The organism is Metabacillus sp. 22489 (assembly GCF_052044855.1).
GTDB lineage: Bacteria > Bacillota > Bacilli > Bacillales > Bacillaceae > Metabacillus > Metabacillus niabensis.
On sequence record NZ_JBQENT010000005.1, the window covers coordinates 1 to 18,788 of the forward strand.

The 18,788-nt window shown below is 36.4% G+C and carries 17 protein-coding genes and 1 pseudogene; 12 read left to right on the forward strand and 6 right to left on the reverse strand.

The features are described 5' to 3' along the window. From ACTJJ9_RS04155 to ACTJJ9_RS04165, 3 genes are all read right to left on the reverse strand, one after another. Positions 1–146 (reverse strand): transposase (locus tag ACTJJ9_RS04155; protein WP_440768486.1); only part of this gene is annotated, 146 nt, incomplete at its 3' end. A gap of 164 nt (positions 147–310) precedes the next feature. Continuing rightward, positions 311–1,081: an SDR family NAD(P)-dependent oxidoreductase gene (locus tag ACTJJ9_RS04160; RefSeq protein WP_095297219.1), complete on the reverse strand. Its 771-nt coding sequence runs from the start codon at positions 1,079–1,081 to the stop codon at positions 311–313. Between the two features lie 92 nt (positions 1,082–1,173). Next, on the reverse strand, positions 1,174–1,830 hold the full coding sequence (locus ACTJJ9_RS04165) for a GntR family transcriptional regulator (protein ID WP_186324287.1): 657 nt from the start codon (positions 1,828–1,830) through the stop codon (positions 1,174–1,176). A gap of 373 nt (positions 1,831–2,203) precedes the next feature. Between ACTJJ9_RS04165 and ACTJJ9_RS04170 the strand changes: the two genes are divergently transcribed. The 8 genes and pseudogenes from ACTJJ9_RS04170 to ACTJJ9_RS04205 all read left to right on the forward strand — a co-directional run bounded on the left by ACTJJ9_RS04170 (position 2,204) and on the right by ACTJJ9_RS04205 (position 9,628). Then, a complete protein-coding gene (locus ACTJJ9_RS04170; protein WP_440768475.1) occupies positions 2,204–3,028 on the forward strand; it encodes an AraC family ligand binding domain-containing protein in 825 nt (274 codons plus the stop codon). A 27-nt stretch (positions 3,029–3,055) separates the two neighbouring features. Then, positions 3,056–3,975, forward strand: a pseudogene (locus ACTJJ9_RS04175) (DMT family transporter). Positions 3,976–4,288: 313 nt separating this feature from the next. Next, positions 4,289–5,128 (forward strand): phosphate ABC transporter substrate-binding protein, encoded by an 840-nt coding sequence (locus ACTJJ9_RS04180; protein ID WP_095297226.1) that lies wholly within the window; start codon positions 4,289–4,291, stop codon positions 5,126–5,128. A gap of 80 nt (positions 5,129–5,208) precedes the next feature. Further along, positions 5,209–6,108, forward strand: coding sequence for a phosphate ABC transporter permease subunit PstC (pstC, locus tag ACTJJ9_RS04185; protein WP_145584265.1), 900 nt, complete (start codon positions 5,209–5,211; stop codon positions 6,106–6,108). A 1-nt stretch (position 6,109) separates the two neighbouring features. Next, complete coding sequence (pstA, locus tag ACTJJ9_RS04190; protein ID WP_095297230.1) at positions 6,110–6,934, forward strand: phosphate ABC transporter permease PstA; 825 nt, start codon at positions 6,110–6,112, stop codon at positions 6,932–6,934. 68 nt (positions 6,935–7,002) lie between these two features. Next, the gene (pstB, locus tag ACTJJ9_RS04195; protein ID WP_440768487.1) at positions 7,003–7,773 is read left to right on the forward strand and encodes a phosphate ABC transporter ATP-binding protein PstB; all 771 of its coding nucleotides are present in this window, start codon (positions 7,003–7,005) and stop codon (positions 7,771–7,773) included. A 15-nt stretch (positions 7,774–7,788) separates the two neighbouring features. Beyond that, positions 7,789–8,448 (forward strand): phosphate signaling complex protein PhoU, encoded by a 660-nt coding sequence (gene phoU, locus ACTJJ9_RS04200; protein WP_145584263.1) that lies wholly within the window; start codon positions 7,789–7,791, stop codon positions 8,446–8,448. A gap of 319 nt (positions 8,449–8,767) precedes the next feature. Further along, on the forward strand, positions 8,768–9,628 hold the full coding sequence (locus ACTJJ9_RS04205) for a methyl-accepting chemotaxis protein (RefSeq protein WP_440768476.1): 861 nt from the start codon (positions 8,768–8,770) through the stop codon (positions 9,626–9,628). Between the two features lie 130 nt (positions 9,629–9,758). Here the strand turns inward: ACTJJ9_RS04205 and ACTJJ9_RS04210 are convergent, their stop codons facing one another. Further along, a complete protein-coding gene (locus ACTJJ9_RS04210; protein WP_440768477.1) occupies positions 9,759–10,910 on the reverse strand; it encodes an endo-1,4-beta-xylanase in 1,152 nt (383 codons plus the stop codon). 574 nt (positions 10,911–11,484) lie between these two features. Between ACTJJ9_RS04210 and ACTJJ9_RS04215 the strand changes: the two genes are divergently transcribed. The 3 genes from ACTJJ9_RS04215 (at position 11,485) to ACTJJ9_RS04225 (ending at position 14,602) form a co-directional block, all read left to right on the forward strand. Beyond that, entirely contained in the window at positions 11,485–12,480 is a 996-nt protein-coding gene (locus ACTJJ9_RS04215) for an ABC transporter substrate-binding protein (RefSeq protein WP_440768478.1), read from the forward strand. Between the two features lie 72 nt (positions 12,481–12,552). After that, complete coding sequence (locus ACTJJ9_RS04220) at positions 12,553–13,569, forward strand: FecCD family ABC transporter permease (protein ID WP_440768479.1); 1,017 nt, start codon at positions 12,553–12,555, stop codon at positions 13,567–13,569. Then, positions 13,562–14,602 carry an iron ABC transporter permease gene (locus tag ACTJJ9_RS04225; protein ID WP_145584255.1) on the forward strand — a complete coding sequence of 347 codons (1,041 nt, stop codon included), beginning with the start codon at positions 13,562–13,564 and terminating at the stop codon, positions 14,600–14,602. Before ACTJJ9_RS04220 ends, ACTJJ9_RS04225 begins: the two co-directional genes overlap by 8 nt. Positions 14,603–14,625: 23 nt before the next feature. On the opposite strand, the gene ACTJJ9_RS04230 is transcribed toward ACTJJ9_RS04225, so the two are convergent. Beyond that, complete coding sequence (locus tag ACTJJ9_RS04230; protein ID WP_145584253.1) at positions 14,626–16,005, reverse strand: Glu/Leu/Phe/Val family dehydrogenase; 1,380 nt, start codon at positions 16,003–16,005, stop codon at positions 14,626–14,628. A gap of 59 nt (positions 16,006–16,064) precedes the next feature. After that, positions 16,065–16,697 (reverse strand): hypothetical protein, encoded by a 633-nt coding sequence (locus ACTJJ9_RS04235; RefSeq protein WP_145584251.1) that lies wholly within the window; start codon positions 16,695–16,697, stop codon positions 16,065–16,067. Between the two features lie 696 nt (positions 16,698–17,393). Between ACTJJ9_RS04235 and ACTJJ9_RS04240 the strand changes: the two genes are divergently transcribed. Beyond that, complete coding sequence (locus ACTJJ9_RS04240) at positions 17,394–18,575, forward strand: DUF4885 domain-containing protein (RefSeq protein WP_145584249.1); 1,182 nt, start codon at positions 17,394–17,396, stop codon at positions 18,573–18,575. Positions 18,576–18,788 lie beyond the last annotated feature (213 nt).

Sequence of the window (18,788 nt, forward strand, 5' to 3'; positions counted from 1 at the left end):
TATTTCTTAATCCAGTTATATAAAGTATTTTCATTAATATCCATTTCTCTAGCTACTTGAGCCACAGACTTATTGTTCTCTGCAATATACTTTACTGTTTCTTTTTTTAATGCTTCATCGTATCTTTTACCAGTACCTCTTGGCATTTTCGACACACCTCGTTATAGTTTATATTCTTATTATAACAATCTGTGTCTACTTTTTAGTCTAGCATCATGTACTTCATTAATGTCTGTTACAGCTTGTCAGCAAGTTTAGTTTTAAAAATACTTTTCAGACAGGTTTTAAAGACAAAGTTGATTTACAACTATTAAACAGATGTTGCTCCTTGTCCACCATCAATTCGATAATAAGATCCAGAGATAAAGGAAGCTTTATCAGAAGAAAGGAAGACCATTAGATCAGCTATTTCTTCAGGAGTTGCATAGCGTTTCATAGGAACACTATTTTCAAACGCAGTGCGAGCTTCTCCTTCTTTTCCTGGCATTGCATTTGTTTCAATTGATTTCATCATTTGAGTATCTACCCCTGATGGAGCAACAGCATTAACGCGAACTCCATAATCGGCAGCCTCCAATGCAGCAGTTTTATTTAAACCAAGTACCGCATGCTTAGAAGCAACATAAATTCCCATGCCAGGAGCTCCGAGTAACCCCCCGTTAGATGCTGTATTGACAATTGCACCACTTCGTTGTTCCTTCATAATTGGTAACACATACTTTAATCCAAGGAATGCACCAAGAACATTGACACCAAAGACAGCTTGATAATTATCAACAGTTTGCTCATCCAACAAACCAAATTTCCCGTTAATTCCTGCGTTATTTATAAATACATCAATTTTACCGAATTTGTTTTTCGTTTCCGTAACATACTGTTTAACTTCGTCCTCTTTAGATACATCAGCAGGTAGTAAAAGAAGATCTTCCGCTTCAATTGAATTAGCAGCCTTTTGTAATGCTTCTAATTTCAAATCGATAAGCGCCAATTTCGCTCCTTCTTTAGCAAATGCCTTTGCAGCTGCAAGTCCGATTCCAGCAGCTGCCCCTGTTATTAAAACAACTTTTCCTGAAAAATCCATCTTTTATTTCCTCCCTTTCATCATTTACATATCAATGATAACGCTATTATTGTAGATTGTCGACAATTTTGTTTGCGAAGGGGGGAGCCCTTCTATTCAGTTAGTGTATCTAGCAACAAACTAGGAATGATAGCTTTAGCTTGATCAATTTTATTACTTTTAATGAAGTTGACGGTCTCTTCCATTTTCGGATGAAAATGAATCATTGTCTCAGTAGTCCATTTTATTTTGGCAAATACATTAAGAATATATACTGATTCATAATAAAATTTGCTAAGAGCTTTATTATTAGCAATCTCAAAAATATAGTTCGTTAATGCACTTGAAGACTCTTGGTATGCTAATAATTCTCCTGCATTAAACATATTGGACATTTTCTCAAGCTTTTCGTCTAAGGCAAGTAGGGAATCTGGAGTCCATCTCTCTTTAGATAATTCTAGTGCCATTTGAATAAGACCGATCATTACTTCGGTATATTCCTTTATTTCATATTTCGTAAAAGATTTGACGAGTGTTCCTTTTCTCGGTACCCTTTCAACAATATTATCGATTTGCAATAAATATAATGCCTCTCGGACAGGAGCACGGCTCGTTTTAAGCTCTTGAGCAATATGCTCCTCGACAATTTTGTCACCAGGCTTTAATTCATCCTTCATGATTTTTTCTAAAATATGTTTTGCGATTTGTTCTGGCAACGATTCACCGAATTGATTTTCGTTCAATTTAAAAGGTGAGATATTTCTCGACATTTTTTTCACTCCATAGCATTTATATACATTATTTGAAAACATTTCATTATTCTATACAACTATTTTCTGTAGACATAAACCTAAAAAGAATATGTATAATTATAGATTGCGTATCAATTTTATAAAATAGTTAATTAGAATTATACTTTTTATAAAATGATATTACCCATAAATAAAATTTACCTCTTGCGCTAAATTGGCTGCTTTAAAAAATGTTTAGTGTAATTAATTTGTTAATAAAAAATTCAAGTAAATGAAAACAGTCTGGTAGATTTGAAGCTATCATGCTGTTTTATTAGTCAATATCATACAAGAGGCTCTAATAATTATGTGCTACACTATTTTTCAGACCATCGCTGGGAGGTTTTTATAGATGAAACAGGAGGAAAGAACAATTCGCTTTGATCATGATTTGCAAATCGAAGCTTATCGTTTTCATGGTATTATGCAAAAGTTTCCCAATCACTTTCATGAATATTATGTAATTGGTTTTATTGAAAGTGGACAAAGAAAATTGACTTGTAAGAATAAAAATTATGTCATTAATAGCGGAGATCTTATCTTTTTTAACCCTTTCGATAATCATGCATGTGAACAAGTTGATCATAAATCATTGGATTATCGATGCTTGAATATTAAGCCAGATATTATGCGAAAGGTGGCAAAGGAAATTACCGGAAAAGACGATCTTCCTTACTTTACTACTCCTGTTGCCTATCATAGTGAACATGCTCATTTGTTGCATCATCTTCACCAAATGATTATGGATGAGATAACAGAGCTTGAGAAAGAAGAAACGTTTTACTTTCTTATGGAACAGTTAATAGAAGAATATTGCGAAGTAGCTAAGGATATAGAATTCGGTAAGATTGAACAGAAAATTGCTAAGGTTTGCGAGTATATAGAAAAGAATTATATAGAACATATTTCTCTAGAAGAATTGGTGGAAATTTGTGATATGAATAAATACACATTGTTACGCTCATTTGCGCGGATTCGTGGAATTACTCCATATCGTTACTTACAAACGGTCCGAATCAATGAAGCGAAAAAATTATTAGAACAAGGGATTAAACCACTGGAGGTTGCTATGCAAACGGGCTTCGTCGATCAAAGTCATTTTAGCAAATTTTTTATGGACTTCATCGGATTAACCCCAGGGCAATACCGCAACATTTATATTGAATATAGTAAATAAGCAGATAAAAAGTGGAAAGGAAAAAGGATGGAAAACAAACTTTCAGTAGGACATTTATCAGCAATTATTACAATTATCATTTGGGGAACAACGTATATCTCTACAAAAATCTTATTAAATGGTTTTTCTCCAATAGAGATTTTATTTTTCCGGTTTGTTATAGGAATTATAGCTTTAAAAATGATTTATCCTTATCGATTAAAGTTTATGGATAAACAGCATGAACTGCTATTTGCCTGTGCTGGGCTCTGTGGTGTTACATTGTATTATCTTTTGGAAAACATCGCCTTAACTTTTACATTAGCTTCGAATGTTGGTGTGATCAGTGCTATTGTTCCATTTTTTACAGCGATACTTATTTATCTTTTTTTGAAAAACGAACCATTGCGGATGAATTTTTTCATTGGATTTATTGTTGCGTTATTAGGTATTTTTTTAATTAGCTTTAACGGTTCAACTAATTTTCAATTAAATCCTGTTGGCGATCTATTAGCAGTAGCGGCTACGCTCATTTGGGCGATATATTCTGTGTTAACTAGGAAAATTAGTAGCTATGGCTATAACACGATTCAAGCGACAAGGAGAGTATTTTTTTACGGTATTTTGTTTATGATACCGGCACTTTTTTTATTTGACTTTAAGCTTGATTTAGAACGCTTGTTCAACCTGTTTACTTGTTTAATTTATTGTTCTTAGGACTAGGTGCGTCTGCTCTTTGCTTTGTCTCATGGAACTTTGCAATAAAAAAATTAGGTGCGATTAAAACGAGTATTTACATATATTTAGTTCCAGTTATTACGGTCATTACAGCAATGATTGTGTTGCACGAGCCTATGACATGGATGGCAGCCTTAGGGATCTTACTTACATTAACTGGGCTTTTCATTTCGGAGGCTAAAATAAATACAAAAAGAAGTAAGGTATTAGTAAATGGTTTGACTAAGTAAGCTAAATTTCAAATGATTTATCGCTAAATCGGAATGCTTTGCTCTATAAGGGCAAGGCATTTTTTTTTGAAAAGACTATCGTTACCATTTATTTCATGTGAAAAACTTTCATAATAGGAAAGAATGAATATATATTATGGATAAGGTTTTTTGAAAAATTGGATTTTTTTACAATTCCTTAACCCCTAATTAATAAAATTTACAAAACCTTTACAAAAGGTTCATAGTTCCTTTACAAAACGTGTTTATTCTTAATATTAGATTAATATTTTGAAGTAGAGAAGTAGTGATAGAACATCTTGGAGGTTTGGAAATGACGTTTAAAAGAATGACAACAATAGGGATATTGTTGCTATCCTTAGTAGCTGTATTATCAGCATGTGGTAATAATAATCAAGAAACAGAATCGTCAAATAATAGTTCAGATACAATTTCAATTTCAGGCTCTACTTCTGTAGGACCTTTAGCTGAAAAAATTGCCGAGAAATATATGGAGGAAAATGGAGTTAAGATTGAAATAAATCAAATAGGCTCTTCTGCTGGCATAACAAATGCAACAAGTGGTGTGTCAGAAATTGGTATGTCTTCTCGTGATTTGAAGGAAGAAGAAAAAGCAAATGGTCTAAAAGAAACCATTATAGCTTACGATGGAATTGTTGTCGTTACTCATCCTAGCAACAAAGTTAAAGATCTCACGATTGAGCAAGTAAAGGATATCTTTACAGGTAAGGTTACGAATTGGAAGGAACTTGGTGGTGACGATATGGAAATAGTCGTTGTTTCCAGAGAGGATGGATCAGGTTCGCGTGATGCTTTCCAAGAAATCGTAGGGTACTCTTCAGGTGAATTAGTCAGAAGTTCAATCATAGCGAGCGGTAACGGTAATATAAAAACAACTGTTGCAACAAATAAGCATGCAGTAGGTTTTATCTCATTTGAATATATTGATCCCTCTATCTCAACAGTGAAAATTAACGGAGTAGAGGCTACAGCAGAAAATGTTCTGCAACAAAAATATAGCCTGTCCCGCCCATTTTTGTTTGTCCATAAGGAAGAGCTACTTACAGATGCTGGGCGACAATTCATTGACTATATTCTAAGCTCAGAGGGACAAGCGATTGTAGCAGAGACTGGAGCTATACCAGTAAAATAATTAACACTCACTGATGTATGATTTTATTTGTCACTTATAAACAAACATCATGTGTAAAAGCGATCTTGGAGGAATACAATATGTCACGCCAACCTGTTGAAATAGGAAAGTCAAATAGAAGGAAATATATGTACGAGAAGCTATCATCAAGATTATTTCAGCTTTGTGCACTTCTTTCAGTAATTAGCTTATTGTTAATTGTTGGATTTGTATTTTATAAAGGCTCACTTCCATTTGTTGCAGATGGATACAGCTTTATCGACTTTATTTTTGGAGACGATTGGGTACCTAGTGAAGACAAATTTGGAATATTTCCTATGATTGTGGCATCGATATTTGCCACATTAGGTGCATTAATCATTGGAGTTCCTATCGGTTTATTTACAGCGATATTTTTAGCGGAAATTGCACCAAAAAGTATAGCAAAAATCATTTCTCCTGCAGTACAGCTACTCGCGGGAATCCCATCTGTTTTATATGGGGTATTTGGACTCGCGATTATCGTTCCCTTTTTGCAAAATAATTTAAATTTGGCGAAGGGGCAAAGCTTATTAGCAGTTATCCTTGTTTTAGCTATTATGATGTTACCAACGATCGTTACTGTAGCAGAAACAGCTATTCGAGCAGTCCCGAAAACCTATCGTGAAGGTTCATTAGCTCTCGGTGCTTCTCAAATAGGCACAATCTTTAAAGTTGTTGTACCAGCAGCAAAGTCAGGAATCATGGCAGCGATCGTTTTAGGTTTAGGGAGAGCAATCGGTGAAACAATGGCTGTCATTTTAGTAGCAGGAAACAGTTTAGTTATACCTACTAGTCTAACAGACAGTGTTCGTCCATTAACGACAAATATTGCTTTAGAAATGGGCTATGCATTTGGAACACATCAGGAAATGCTATTTGCAACTGGGATTGTATTATTCTCTTTTATTTTATTATTAAATTTTGTATTAGCAAAAATCAGTGCGAAAGGTGGCAATTAAGTTGAGAACATTTAAGGATAATTTGTTACGCGGACTTTTGTGGCTTTCAGCTTTCTTAACAGTTGCCATCCTCGTGATGATTGTTGGCTTTATCTTTTATAAAGGATTCCGATTAATTAACATTGACTTTATTTTTAGTGATTATTCTCCTTCAGGTCACGGTGGGATTTGGCCGATGATTGTGACGACAATTTATACTATTGTTATCTCATTAATCATTGCAACACCAATCGGGATATTTGCTGCAGTGTATTTACAAGAGTATGCTAAGCAGGGGAGATTAGTAAAATTAATCCGTTTTGCGACAGAAAGCCTGACAGGAATCCCATCAATTATTTATGGATTATTTGGAGCAGTATTCTTTGTAACAACCTTAAAATTAGGGATGTCAATCATCGCTGCTTCATTAACTTTAACGATTATCGTATTACCTGTTATTATCCGAACAACAGAAGAATCATTAAAAACAGTTCCACATTCTTATCGTGAAGGCTCACTTGCTTTAGGTACGACTAAGCTACAAACTTTATATAAAGTAATTTTACCGAGTGCAATGCCTGGAATATTGTCTGGAATTATCTTGTCAATTGGGAGAATTGTCGGGGAATCAGCTGCAATATTCTTAACAGCTGGAACGGTTGCAGCAATGCCAGAAGGGATCTTTTCATCCGCAAGAACATTAACGGTTCATTCCTTTTTAGTGACACAGGAGTCAGGTGACATTGAACTTGCTGCTGCAGTTGGAATTGTTTTAATTGTTATCATACTGGTGTTAAATCTTTCAGCTACATTTATATCGAAAAAACTAAATAAAGCTGACTATTAAATGAGGTGTATGACATGAATACAACAGTGGTTGAACATAATAAAGCAGGGAAGGGAAATGTATCACAGATGAACCAGCAATCAGAGGGCACAGTTAAAATCAGTGTAAGAGATTTAGATTTGTTTTACGGAGAGAAGCAGGCACTTTATTCGGTAAACTTAGATATACAAGAAAAGGAAGTTACAGCCTTAATCGGTCCTTCTGGCTGTGGGAAATCAACGTTTTTACGAACGTTAAATCGTATGAATGATTTAATTGATAATGTAAAAATAAATGGAGATATTGTTATCGACAATGAAAATATATACCAAACAAATGATGTCATCAAATTAAGAACAAAGGTTGGGATGGTCTTCCAAAAGGCTAATCTCTTTCCAATGAGTATATATGATAATGTTGCATATGGTCCTAGAATGCAAGGAATTAAAAATAAGAAGGAATTGAATAGCATAGTTGAAGAAAGCTTACGTGGTGCAGCAATTTGGGATGAAGTAAAAGACCGTTTAAAAACTTCAGCACTTGGCTTATCAGGTGGTCAACAGCAACGTGTTTGTATCGCACGTGCCATTGCGATGAAGCCGGAAATTATTTTAATGGATGAGCCGACTTCTGCACTTGATCCAATCTCTACTTTAAAGGTAGAAGAATTGATTGAAAATATGAAGAAAGACTATACAATTGTAATAGTGACACACAATATGCAGCAAGCAGCGCGTGTATCAGACAAAACTGCCTTTTTCTTAAATGGTGAAGTAGTAGAGTATGATGAAACAAGTAAAATCTTTTCTTTGCCAAGCGATCAAAGAACGGAAGATTATATTACAGGTAGATTCGGCTAAGTTTGGAGGATAAAAATGGTTACTCGTGAGAACTTTGAAAATAATTTGCAAGAACTACAAGCGAAATTGACAATGATGGGTGAGCTTGCCGTTGCGTCAATAAATAAATCCTTTGACGCCTTTAAGAACCATGATATCGAATTAGCGTTAAAAGTAATTGAAGAGGACTCAGTTGTTGATAATTTAGAAACGGAAATTAATCAATTCATTGTCTGGCTTATGGCAAAGGAACAACCTGTTGCAAGAGACTTACGGAGAATCATTGGTGTTCTAAAAATTTCCTCAGAAATCGAGCGTATTGCTGATTTTGGCGTAAACATTGCAAAGGCGACAATCAAAATAGGTACTTCTAACTCGCAAGTAGATGATACGAATCTTGATCAAATGAAAGAAATATCGATTACGATGATGCATAAGGCCTTACAATCGTTCTTTGAAGGTAATATGGTTCTTGTCAAAGAAGTTGCCGATTTAGATGACAAGGTTGATAAGCTATACGGGGAAACATATAAAATGCTTACAAGTCATTTAAAAGAAAACCCAGAGGAAACAGAACAGCTAGTACAATTGCTATTAATTAATCGTTTCCTCGAACGAACGGCTGATCATATTACAAATATAGCTGAAAGTGCAGCTTACTTAATTAAAGGTCAAATATATGATTTGAATTCTTAATGCTTCTTATTTCAATAAAGAATCAAAATAGATAATCCTCTATGAATTAATGGGGGATTATTTTTTATTTTTCTAAAATGAAGAAGAAACGATATTCACCATATTTTGAAAATAACTATAATCCTACTTTGCTTAAAAATATATGTTTAATAAAAAATCATACACAGGTTGGATAAAAAATTGTAATTACTTATTCAAATAAACTGCTTTAACATTTAGAAATTTTCACCGATATATAGTAGGTACAAAAATATTTGGGGATTTCATGCATTATTAAAATGATTTACCAAAAGCTGTGATATTAGGAGGATAAGAAATATTGGAAAAGCCAACCGTAAATGATGGAATAGACTTAATAAGTGCTTTTGTTAAAGTAGCACCTTTATTAAATAGTTTAGTACAAGATGATATAACCGTAGGGATTTATGATACAGAAAAATTAATTATGAACATTCCAGGAAAAACCTTTGCCTTAAACGTAAAAGCTGGTGATCCTTTAGCAGAAGGAGATATTATTACAAATGCGATTAGGCAGAACAGGTCATTGTCAGCGGTTATTCCAAAAGAGATTTTTGGCTTTCCGTTAATTGCCCGTGCCATTCCATTACATGATGAGTTGGGTCGAGTAATCGGTGGGGTTGGACTAGGTACAAGTCTTGAAAAGGCAAATAAGTTATTTGAGATGGCGGAAAGCTTTTCTGCAATTGTAGAGCAAACTGCGGCGTCCATTGAAGAAATAAACGGATCGGTGACAAAATTAGCTGATCGTGCAACCGAAATGACTGTGCAAATGAAGGATGTTAGTTCAAGTGCAGAGGAAATTGATAAAATCTCATCAGTTGTCAAACAATTATCAGATCAGAGTAACTTATTAGGCTTAAATGCTGCTATTGAAGCGGCAAGAGCGGGTGAGGCAGGTAAAGGATTTTCTGTCGTAGCAAACGAAATACGAAAGCTTGCTACAAACTCTAAGGAGAACGTGGATCAAATTAATGAAATCACGGGCAATATCCATAACCTCCTTGCAAAATTAAGTAAGACGTTTGTTGAAATACATACGCTAACAGACAATCAAGCAGGGGCAATTCAAGAATTTTCGGCAACGATTCAAGAAATCAGTAAGAACTCGCAAGATTTAGCTTTTCTTGCTGAAGCTTCTCTTAAAGCGGAAGAAGAATAGGCATTAGAAGAAAGCTGTCGACTTAAAGAAATTAGAAAAACCTACAAATTCCTTGAGAGAGCTGTAGGTTTTTAGACTAAATTTAGGCGGGGAGGCTAGGAGTTTGTCATTAAACTCCTAACCAACGCTTTTAGTCCATAATTGCATGATATGCAGGCTTCACATTGTAATGTATATCAAATACAAACGGAGCATCTTTCCCAATGCCATTATTATATTGCTCTGCACGATCATCTAACCATGTATGATTATCCGCAATGCCCCAGAAGGTAACATTGCTAATTTTGTCATCTAGCTTTTCATATAACTCGAATAGTGCATCATAGCGTTCTGCTTGTGTTTGGAAGACTTCATCAGGAATATCCTCATATGTCGGATATGCTGGTGCTGGTGGCCATCCATATAAGCTAACATCTAATTCAGTAATTTGGTTATCTAAGCCAAGACTTGCAAATAAATTAATTGCATCCTCAGTTTCTTGAATGCTAGGCCAACCAAGCTGAATATGGGATTGATGTCCGACACCATCAATTGGAACACCTTGCTCGAGAAGTTCTTTTACAAGATTGTATAAATGAGTTCGTTTAGGTTCAACTTCTGTATTGTAATCATTAATATAAAGCTTTGCATCTTTGTCGTATTTTCTTGCTGTTTCAAAGGCAACTTTAATAAAATCTGTTCCTGTAATGAGGTACCAAGGTGATTCACGTAATCCTTTTTCATTTTGCGGGTTATCATCAATGACTTCATTCACAACATCCCATGAATCAATATCATCCTTATACCGTTGGACGATTGTTTTTACATGCTTTTCTACACGCTTCAGTAATAGCTTTTTATTTTTTTCCCGTTTCTTCGGGTCTGTTTCATCAACCATTGGCTTGCCATCCTTATCTAGGAAGAACCATTCAGGAACCTGGCTATGCCAGATGAGCGTATGGAAACGAAGATCCATATTATTTTCCTTTGCAAATTTGACAATTTTATCAGCTTCAGTAAAGTTAAATTTTCCTTCCTCTGGCTGTATATTAATAGGCTTCATCACATTTTCTGCTACGATACTGTTATAGTGGTGCTTTAATATTTCTGCTTCTTCTCCTTCTAATTGATAAGGCTCAACAGCTGCACCGATTGTGAATGAATCTTCATAACGTTTATCCATTGGTGCAACGTCTAAAGCACTTATTGGCTCACTAGTGGAAGTGGCACTAGTCATTCCAGCAGGTACGATTAAGGCTAAAGCTAGTCCAGTAAGAATTGATTTACGAAATACTTTTATCATACTATACTCTCCTTTGTAATTAGAATGTGAGGTTTACCAAAAATGATTACAATGCCTCCTTATTAAATATTTAAGAAAGGGCTTACATTTATGCGTAAATGAAAAAGTCCTAACTCGAGATTTATTATAGCAACATCTATTTAGTTTAGCTATTAAACAAACTAAGTTTTCAAAAAATGATTCAATAGTCATGGAAATTTGTAAGCTATTTTTATACTTAGGATATTAGTAAAGAAAAAAGCCTGAAATCTTGAACACCTCATTTTATTGAAGCATGTAAATGAGTATAGAACCTTTAGAGAAGAGCTTCCAAACTCTGTAATTTGTCAACTTTTTATAATAATCACCCAACTTTGGCTAGAAATCTGTTAACTTTTGAATGATATCTCCCAATTTTAAGAATAATTCTGTCATTCGACAAATTTCGATAGGGTTTCACCTCAGTTTAGCCCAATTAGAATTGTAAATGAAAATAATTTTCATTTACCTATTGATAGTGGAAATGGATTATTATATAATCCGACATGTAATGATAATAATTATCATTATCATATATAATTTGGAGGGACATAACATGACAGCAACTACATACACATTAGGGAGAAAACCACTTCTTAGCGGCTTTGCACTTATTTTATTCTTTGTTTTGATTTTAGCTGGATGTAGTAATTCTAATGAATCAGCTTCTTCTGGTGCTAACGAGCAAGCTAGTGGGAGTGATGTTCGTGAAATCACTCATGCGATGGGGACGACAAAAATCGAGGGGACTCCTAAAAAAATTGTTACGCTATATCAAGGGGCAACAGATACAGCTGTTGCATTTGGTATAAAGCCTGTTGGTGCAGTCGAATCCTGGCTTGAACAGCCAATCTTTAATTATCTAAAGGATGATTTAGAGGGTGTACAAATTATTGGTCAGGAAACACAGCCGAACTTAGAAGAAATTGAGAAGTTAAAACCAGATTTAATCATTGCTTCAAAAATTCGTCATGAGGAAATTTATGATCAACTAACAGAAATCGCTCCAACCGTTGTTCATGAAACGGTTTTTGATTATAAAGGAACAGTTGAATTAATGGGTCAAGCGATGAACGAAGAGGAGAAGGCTAAAGAGATCATCACTGCTTGGGATGAAAGAGTTGCAGATTTCCAAACGAAAATAAAAGAAAAATTAGCGGATAAATGGCCGCTTCATGCTTCAGTGCTAAACTTTAGAGAAGACCATGCTCGCATATATGTGACAGGCTTTGCTGGTTCGGTTCTTACAGAATTAGGATTTAAGGGACCGAAAAATTTAACGGATGATTCTCAAGATATTCTTCAATTAACTGACAAAGAGAGCATTTCAGAAATGAACGCAGATGTCTTCTACCTCTTTATGGAGGATAACGAAGCGGTAAAGAAAACATATGAGGAATGGACGAGCCATCCACTATGGAAAAAGCTAGATGCTGTTAAAGCTAATGAGGTTCATACGGTTGACGAAATCATTTGGAATATGGGTGGTGGCATTAAAGCTGCAAACTTAATGCTTGATGATTTATATGAAAAATTTGAATTAGAAAAATAAATAAGCTTTTTGGTAGGAGGAGGCTGCAGCTTCTCCTATTTTTAAACGTTTTTTTATGAAAGGAGGAGAAACATGGGCATTGTCTTTACTTCAACACCACTTAAGGTTGTTGGATTGTTTTTATGTATCGGACTGTTTGTGCTTTCCTTTTTCGCAAGCATAGCATTTGGACAAAATGCGATTTCGTTCCAAACGACATTTGATGCTTTCTTTCATTTTGATGAGACGAGCACAGAACATATCATTATAACAACATCACGCCTGACAAGAGCTGTTATCGCTGCAGTCATTGGTGCAAATCTAGCAATTGCTGGTGCATTGATGCAAGCGTTAACGAAAAATCCACTAGCTGCACCTGATATTTTCGGTGTAAATGCTGGCGCGTTGTTTTTTATTGTATTTTCGGCAACGTTTTTTCAGGTTGATTCATTGGTAAGTTATATGTGGATTGCTTTTTTAGGTGCTGGTGTTGCAGGGATATTAGTATATTTTTTAGGCTCGTTAGGCAGGGATGGCTTATCGCCGATCAAAATTGTATTATCTGGAGCAGCGATAACAGCTTTATTTGTTTCGTTCACCCAAGGGCTTTTAGTAATCGATGAACAAAAGCTTCAAAGCGTTTTATTTTGGTTGGCAGGTTCTGTTGCTGGACGAAGCATGGATATGCTGTTACCTGTGCTGCCGATGATGTTGATTGCAGGTCTTGTCGCGCTATTCTTAGGGAGATCGATAAATATTCTTCTTTCTGGGGATGATGTAGCGAAAAGCTTAGGGCAACGGACCATATTAATAACAGCGTTAATTGGAGTAATTGTTGTCATTTTGGCAGGGGGATCAGTAGCTGTTGCAGGATCGATTGGGTTTGTCGGTTTAATTGTTCCACATATTGTTCGCGGGCTTGTTGGACCAGATTACAGATGGGTTATTCCTTATAGCGTATTTGTTGGGGCAAGTTTATTGCTTCTAGCAGATGTTGCAGCAAGATTTGTTATTATGCCACAGGAGCTCCCGATTGGCGTGATGACTGCCTTCGTCGGAACACCATTTTTTATTTATCTTGCACGCAGGGGGTTAGCAAGAAATGAATGATTTTTATACAGTACGTACAAAAACTGGTTCAATTTCCTTACAAATCGGGAAAAGGCCGATAATTGTCATTCTTCTTCTCAGCGTAATGTCTTTGCTACTGTTTATTTTAAGTTTAGCTGTGGGAAGTAGCTTTATTCATCCTTTTCAAGTTATGAAGGAGCTAGTCGGCTTTAGTAGTGGGGAGTATGATTTTATTTTACATACACTAAGACTGCCAAGAGTGTTGCTTGCGTTTATGGTTGGAGCAGCACTTGGTGTAGCCGGATTAATTTTGCAGGCTGTTATCCGTAATCCACTCGCTTCTCCCGATATTATTGGAATAACAAGTGGCGCATCGGTTGGCGCGATTTTGTTTATCGTTTATTTAATGGGAGCCGTTAGTATAAGCTTTCTACCTTTTGCAGCAATCGCAGGAGCAACAATTGTTTCGGCGATTATCTATTTGTTGTCTTGGAAAAAGGGTGTAACACCGATAAGACTTGTATTAATCGGAATTGGAGTTTCAGCTGCGATGAAGGCTATCGTCATGATGATGATTGTTGTCAGTGAAACAACGATTGCGACGAAATCTTATTTATGGTTAACAGGAAGTTTGTATGGAGCGAACTGGAAGGATGTGTCAGCGATGCTACCATGGTTAGTCATATTTATTCCTAGTGCATTTTTCCTTGGAAGACTTGTTAATGTAAAAGAATTAGGTGATGATGTTGCAACAGGACTTGGGGTGAAGGTACAGCAGCAAAGACTAATTCTTTTATTAATTAGTGTGGCATTAGCTGGAGCTGCCGCAGCTTTTGCTGGAGGCATAGAGTTTGTTGGCTTAATTGCTCCCCATATTGGTAGAATGCTAGTTGGCCGTTCCTTTGCAAGCTTAGTTCCTATTTCAGCATTATTAGGTGGAATGATCGTGATAATCGCAGATATGGTTGCGCGAACAGCATTCCTACCACTTGATATTCCTGCGGGTGTTTTTACTGCAGGAATTGGTGCCCCGTTTTTCATTTATTTGTTATATCGAAATCGAAATTTATAAGAGGGGGACTGTCCCCCTCTTTTTCAATATAATTTCCCATGTCGATATAGGATTGTGCATAGCTTCATAACTGCTTGGATATAGCAGTTTTGCCGCAATGGAAGAGGAGCTGCGAAGTAGTGTGGAAGAATTATATCTAAGGTTGTTTTCATCTTTTCATAAAGTAATTGAAATACTTCTGCTTCACTGTAAAATTGGGTTTCTCGGCCTTGAAGCCATTCAAAATAAGAAACGATAACCCCGCCGGCATTTGCGAGAATATCAGGGATAATAATGACGCCTTTATTGCTTAAAAATGTATCTGCTTCCCCTGTTATTGGTGCGTTTGCTCCTTCGATAATGATAGTTGCTTTAATTTGCTCCATATTTTGCTTGTGTATTTGATCCTCTAAGGCAGCTAAAAGCAGGACATCGACATTTCCGTATAAAACCGCATCACGTGGTTTAATCTCTGCAGCGATTTTAGCGGCTGATAGCTGCTCATTAGTTACTGGAAGCTCTCCACGGTTTAATGATGCAAACTCAATAAGGGCTGGGATATCTAAGCCCTCAGCGTTATAGAGAGTAACATTTCGGTCACTTACAGCGACTACTTTATTTTGTAAGTATGTGCACTGATAGGCTTCTAATGCTGCAATAGATCCTACATTTCCAAACCCTTGTACCGCTATTGTTATAGGCTTTTCGGCTAGTGATAATGCGGTTTTGGCAAAACGGTTGTTGCTTTTTAAAAGGAATAGTTTTTGCTCAAGTAAGAAATTATGAAGTAAATAACGGAAGGTAAAATAAACCCCTTTTCCTGTTGCTTCTCTGCGACCGAGTGAGCCTCCATTGACAATGCTTTTCCCAGTAAAGCTACCACGATAAGGCTTTCCTGGATTGATGCTTTTGTATTCTGCCATCATCCAGTCCATTTCGCGCTCGCCTGTCCCAACATCTGGAGCAGGAATATCCTTATCAGGGCCGAGAATATCACTAAAGTAACGCACATATTTTTCACAGATTAAATGCAGCTCTTTATCAGAGAAATCTCGAGGATTTATTGCCACCCCGCCTTTTCCGCCTCCAAAGGGAACCTCATATAATGCATTTTTCAACGTCATTAACGCTGCAAGGTTTATGACCTCCTCCTCGTTGACAGATTCATGGAAGCGAATCCCTCCTTTATAAGGTCCGAGCGTATCATTATGCTGGACACGAAAGGCGGGAATCCTGACAACCTTCCCTTTTTCTAATGGAACACGTAAAAAAGATTTATGAATATGATTGGGAGTAGACAGAATTGCTGCCAAAGATGTAAAAGCTTGCTTCCTTGCTTGGTCATGTAATATAGGTAAAAATGATAGATCCTCTAGTAAAGCGTTCAATGATTGTTGGACAATAACCCCTGTTTGGCTTGCCATAAAAAAATGACCTCCTTTTTCTAACAAACAATCATATGAACGAAAAGCTTCTAATATACCTATATTTTTGTTTTCGTTCCCCACAAAGAGGCGATAAATAGAAATTCAAAAACATTCATCGTGGCTGAACTGCTAAAGGGGAGAGGAATAGCATTGCCGATTATCATAACGATTGTACCAATCAGCATCCATTTCCATCCTTCTTTCCACCAAACAATGATGCTAGCTAGTAAAACTGATAGAACGGTACCAATGATCATATATGGAATCCCCGTTTCTGTTTCCTGTACATAATGAAGAACACCATATTCAAATACAGGGGTAACTTTTAAATGAAGGGTGACAGTAATAAGCTCAATTAAAATAAGGAGGAGCATGTAAATCCAAGCGACAAGATAAAAAATGCGACTCTTTGCCCAGTGAAGTGCTGTTTTTCGGATAACCCCATAGCTAAACAATACTAGCGTCGGAGTAATGAAGGCGTGTAGCCAATATCTACATATGCTAAGCGATTCAAGAAGAGCACTCTCGCCAATGAAACGTCCAAGGGCAAGGATAAGGTTATCGTAAATAAGACCGACAGTGACAATATACAGCACATTGGCATAAGGGAAATTCCGCTTCGAATTTAAACCGAAAAAAGGTAAGGCAGCATAGCCGAGAAGTAATAATATGTATATATATATATCCATCCAATTAGCCCTCCAGTTATTCGTTAAAAAACTCAATTATGTTTAGTTTCCCCTAATTAATGTAAACAATTGCGGTGTGTTGTAAAAAGTAGCAGGTTCTAATGATTGCTACATGCATTTAATTTTTTATCCGAATTAAGAATTCTCATAAAACACGGAAAGTAATTGAAAATGCCTTAATGATGATTGATTTATTTAGTAAACGATTTTGTTAGTAGATAAGGTTTCCTAACACTATTTTTATAATGGAAAATTAATAAATAAAAAGGAGCAATTGAACATTTCCTCAAGAAATGTTGTGCACTTTAAGAGAGGGAATCCGATTACTTTCCTTTCGTAAGCGACGCATGCTCAAGAGCACAGCTGATGTGACTGCGGTTCTATCGGAAGTGGAGAAGAAACATCCTGCAAGTGCACATAAACACGAAGGAGCTAGGGTTGTACATGATGAAACAAGAGAGAGAAGCATACCGTCGTAATGAAAGTGCCGCGGAAGGTTTTCGCTCAGGAAGAGGAAATCATATCGGCGCATCGATGACCTTACTCAAGCTAGAAGAGACTTAGACGAACCTGCTTCAAGTATTGTTGTGACATACATAATAAAGTCGAAAGTGTAAATAAATGCTTTATAAGGTTAATATTTACAACAGGTTTGCCGATAAAAAGAAAAGAGAGACTTAATCAGGAGGGAACCGAATGCGTCTGAATCAGCAATATATTCGTTACCAAGTCACGGCACACAATATCTGGAATAAGGTTTCAGCTTACAGGAGTAAAAGTACATCTGTATATACACAATCAGTATTGGACAAGGCATACAGACTTGAGAGACAATCCTCTGAGAATGGTATCGATCAGTTCAATTACTCTAAGACCAGTGTAGTGAGAAACAATGGGACTTTCAGCAAATTGTATCAATCAGCTAATGATCGAACAGTGACAGACACAGGGGAAGAAACTGTCATTCAATCTACTAACCCCTATGAATCTGAAAGTGATATTAGAATTAAAATACTAGATGAAAAATACAGCAGGATAAATGCGATTAACAAAACAAAGTCTGATCCATTAGGCTATATTAAAGATAAGTACCAAAATTCAAAGTCGCCTCATTTCAGAAGTGACCTGTCAGCTGCAGAGAGACAAGCTGCTTATGATAATGAAACAGAATGGCTATTCAAAGGGAAGGCGCAAAACTATAACCTACAGGATGCTGTATTTCGCAATGTGACATTTGATGGAGAAGTGGAGAATGAGAATGCAAAGGTGTATCAGCGAAGCCAGGTTAACCAGCAGCTGCAAGTGCTGTTGAAGCGATATGATATTCATATTCCGCAGGGGACAAAGCTTACGTTTACGATTACACCGATTGACTATAAAGTACAGGTGAGCGGAACAGATGATGAGGCACTCATTGAGCAAATTGAGCAAGTGCTTCAATCAGGAGACAACAGCAAAGAGCTATTTTTACATATCATGAAAAGCCTTAGCAGTGATTCTGCACAATTTTCCGAAGAGGCATATAAAAAATATCAAGCTGCTCGTGAGATGTACGATGTCACAGGCTATCAGTTGAAGGAATTAAAAGTGGTTGATGGGCGTTACGTAACGCCTGATGGACGTGATTTATTAGATGTATATAAAGAAGAGCTTGAAAAAGATCCTGTACAAAAACAAACTGCTTCCTATGCTATAACATATTATCGTTCGGAGCTCAGTAAAATAGCGGAAGCTGGGTATGATGCCATTCCGGATTTTGTCCTCTCAATTGATTATAGCAATGGCTCTCTGAGGGATGTGGGGCAAAGCAAGAGCTATGGGACCGGAGATACTAAGTGGCTTGAAACATTAAAGCATCAGAAAGGTGTGAATTATTAGAAAGCTATTTCTTGTGAAGGTTTTGCTTCAGAGTAGTTCCTGATCCATGGTTATGACCGTTGGGCTCGTCAGTACGGCAGGAGGCTTTGCTTGAATTGCGCATCTGGATCGTACTCATTAGGCAAGAAAACAATTTCTAACAACAATAATGAAAATGAAAAGGCTGCCTAAAAGCCGCCTTTTCTTGTGTAGAGAAATTATCCATGGTTAAAA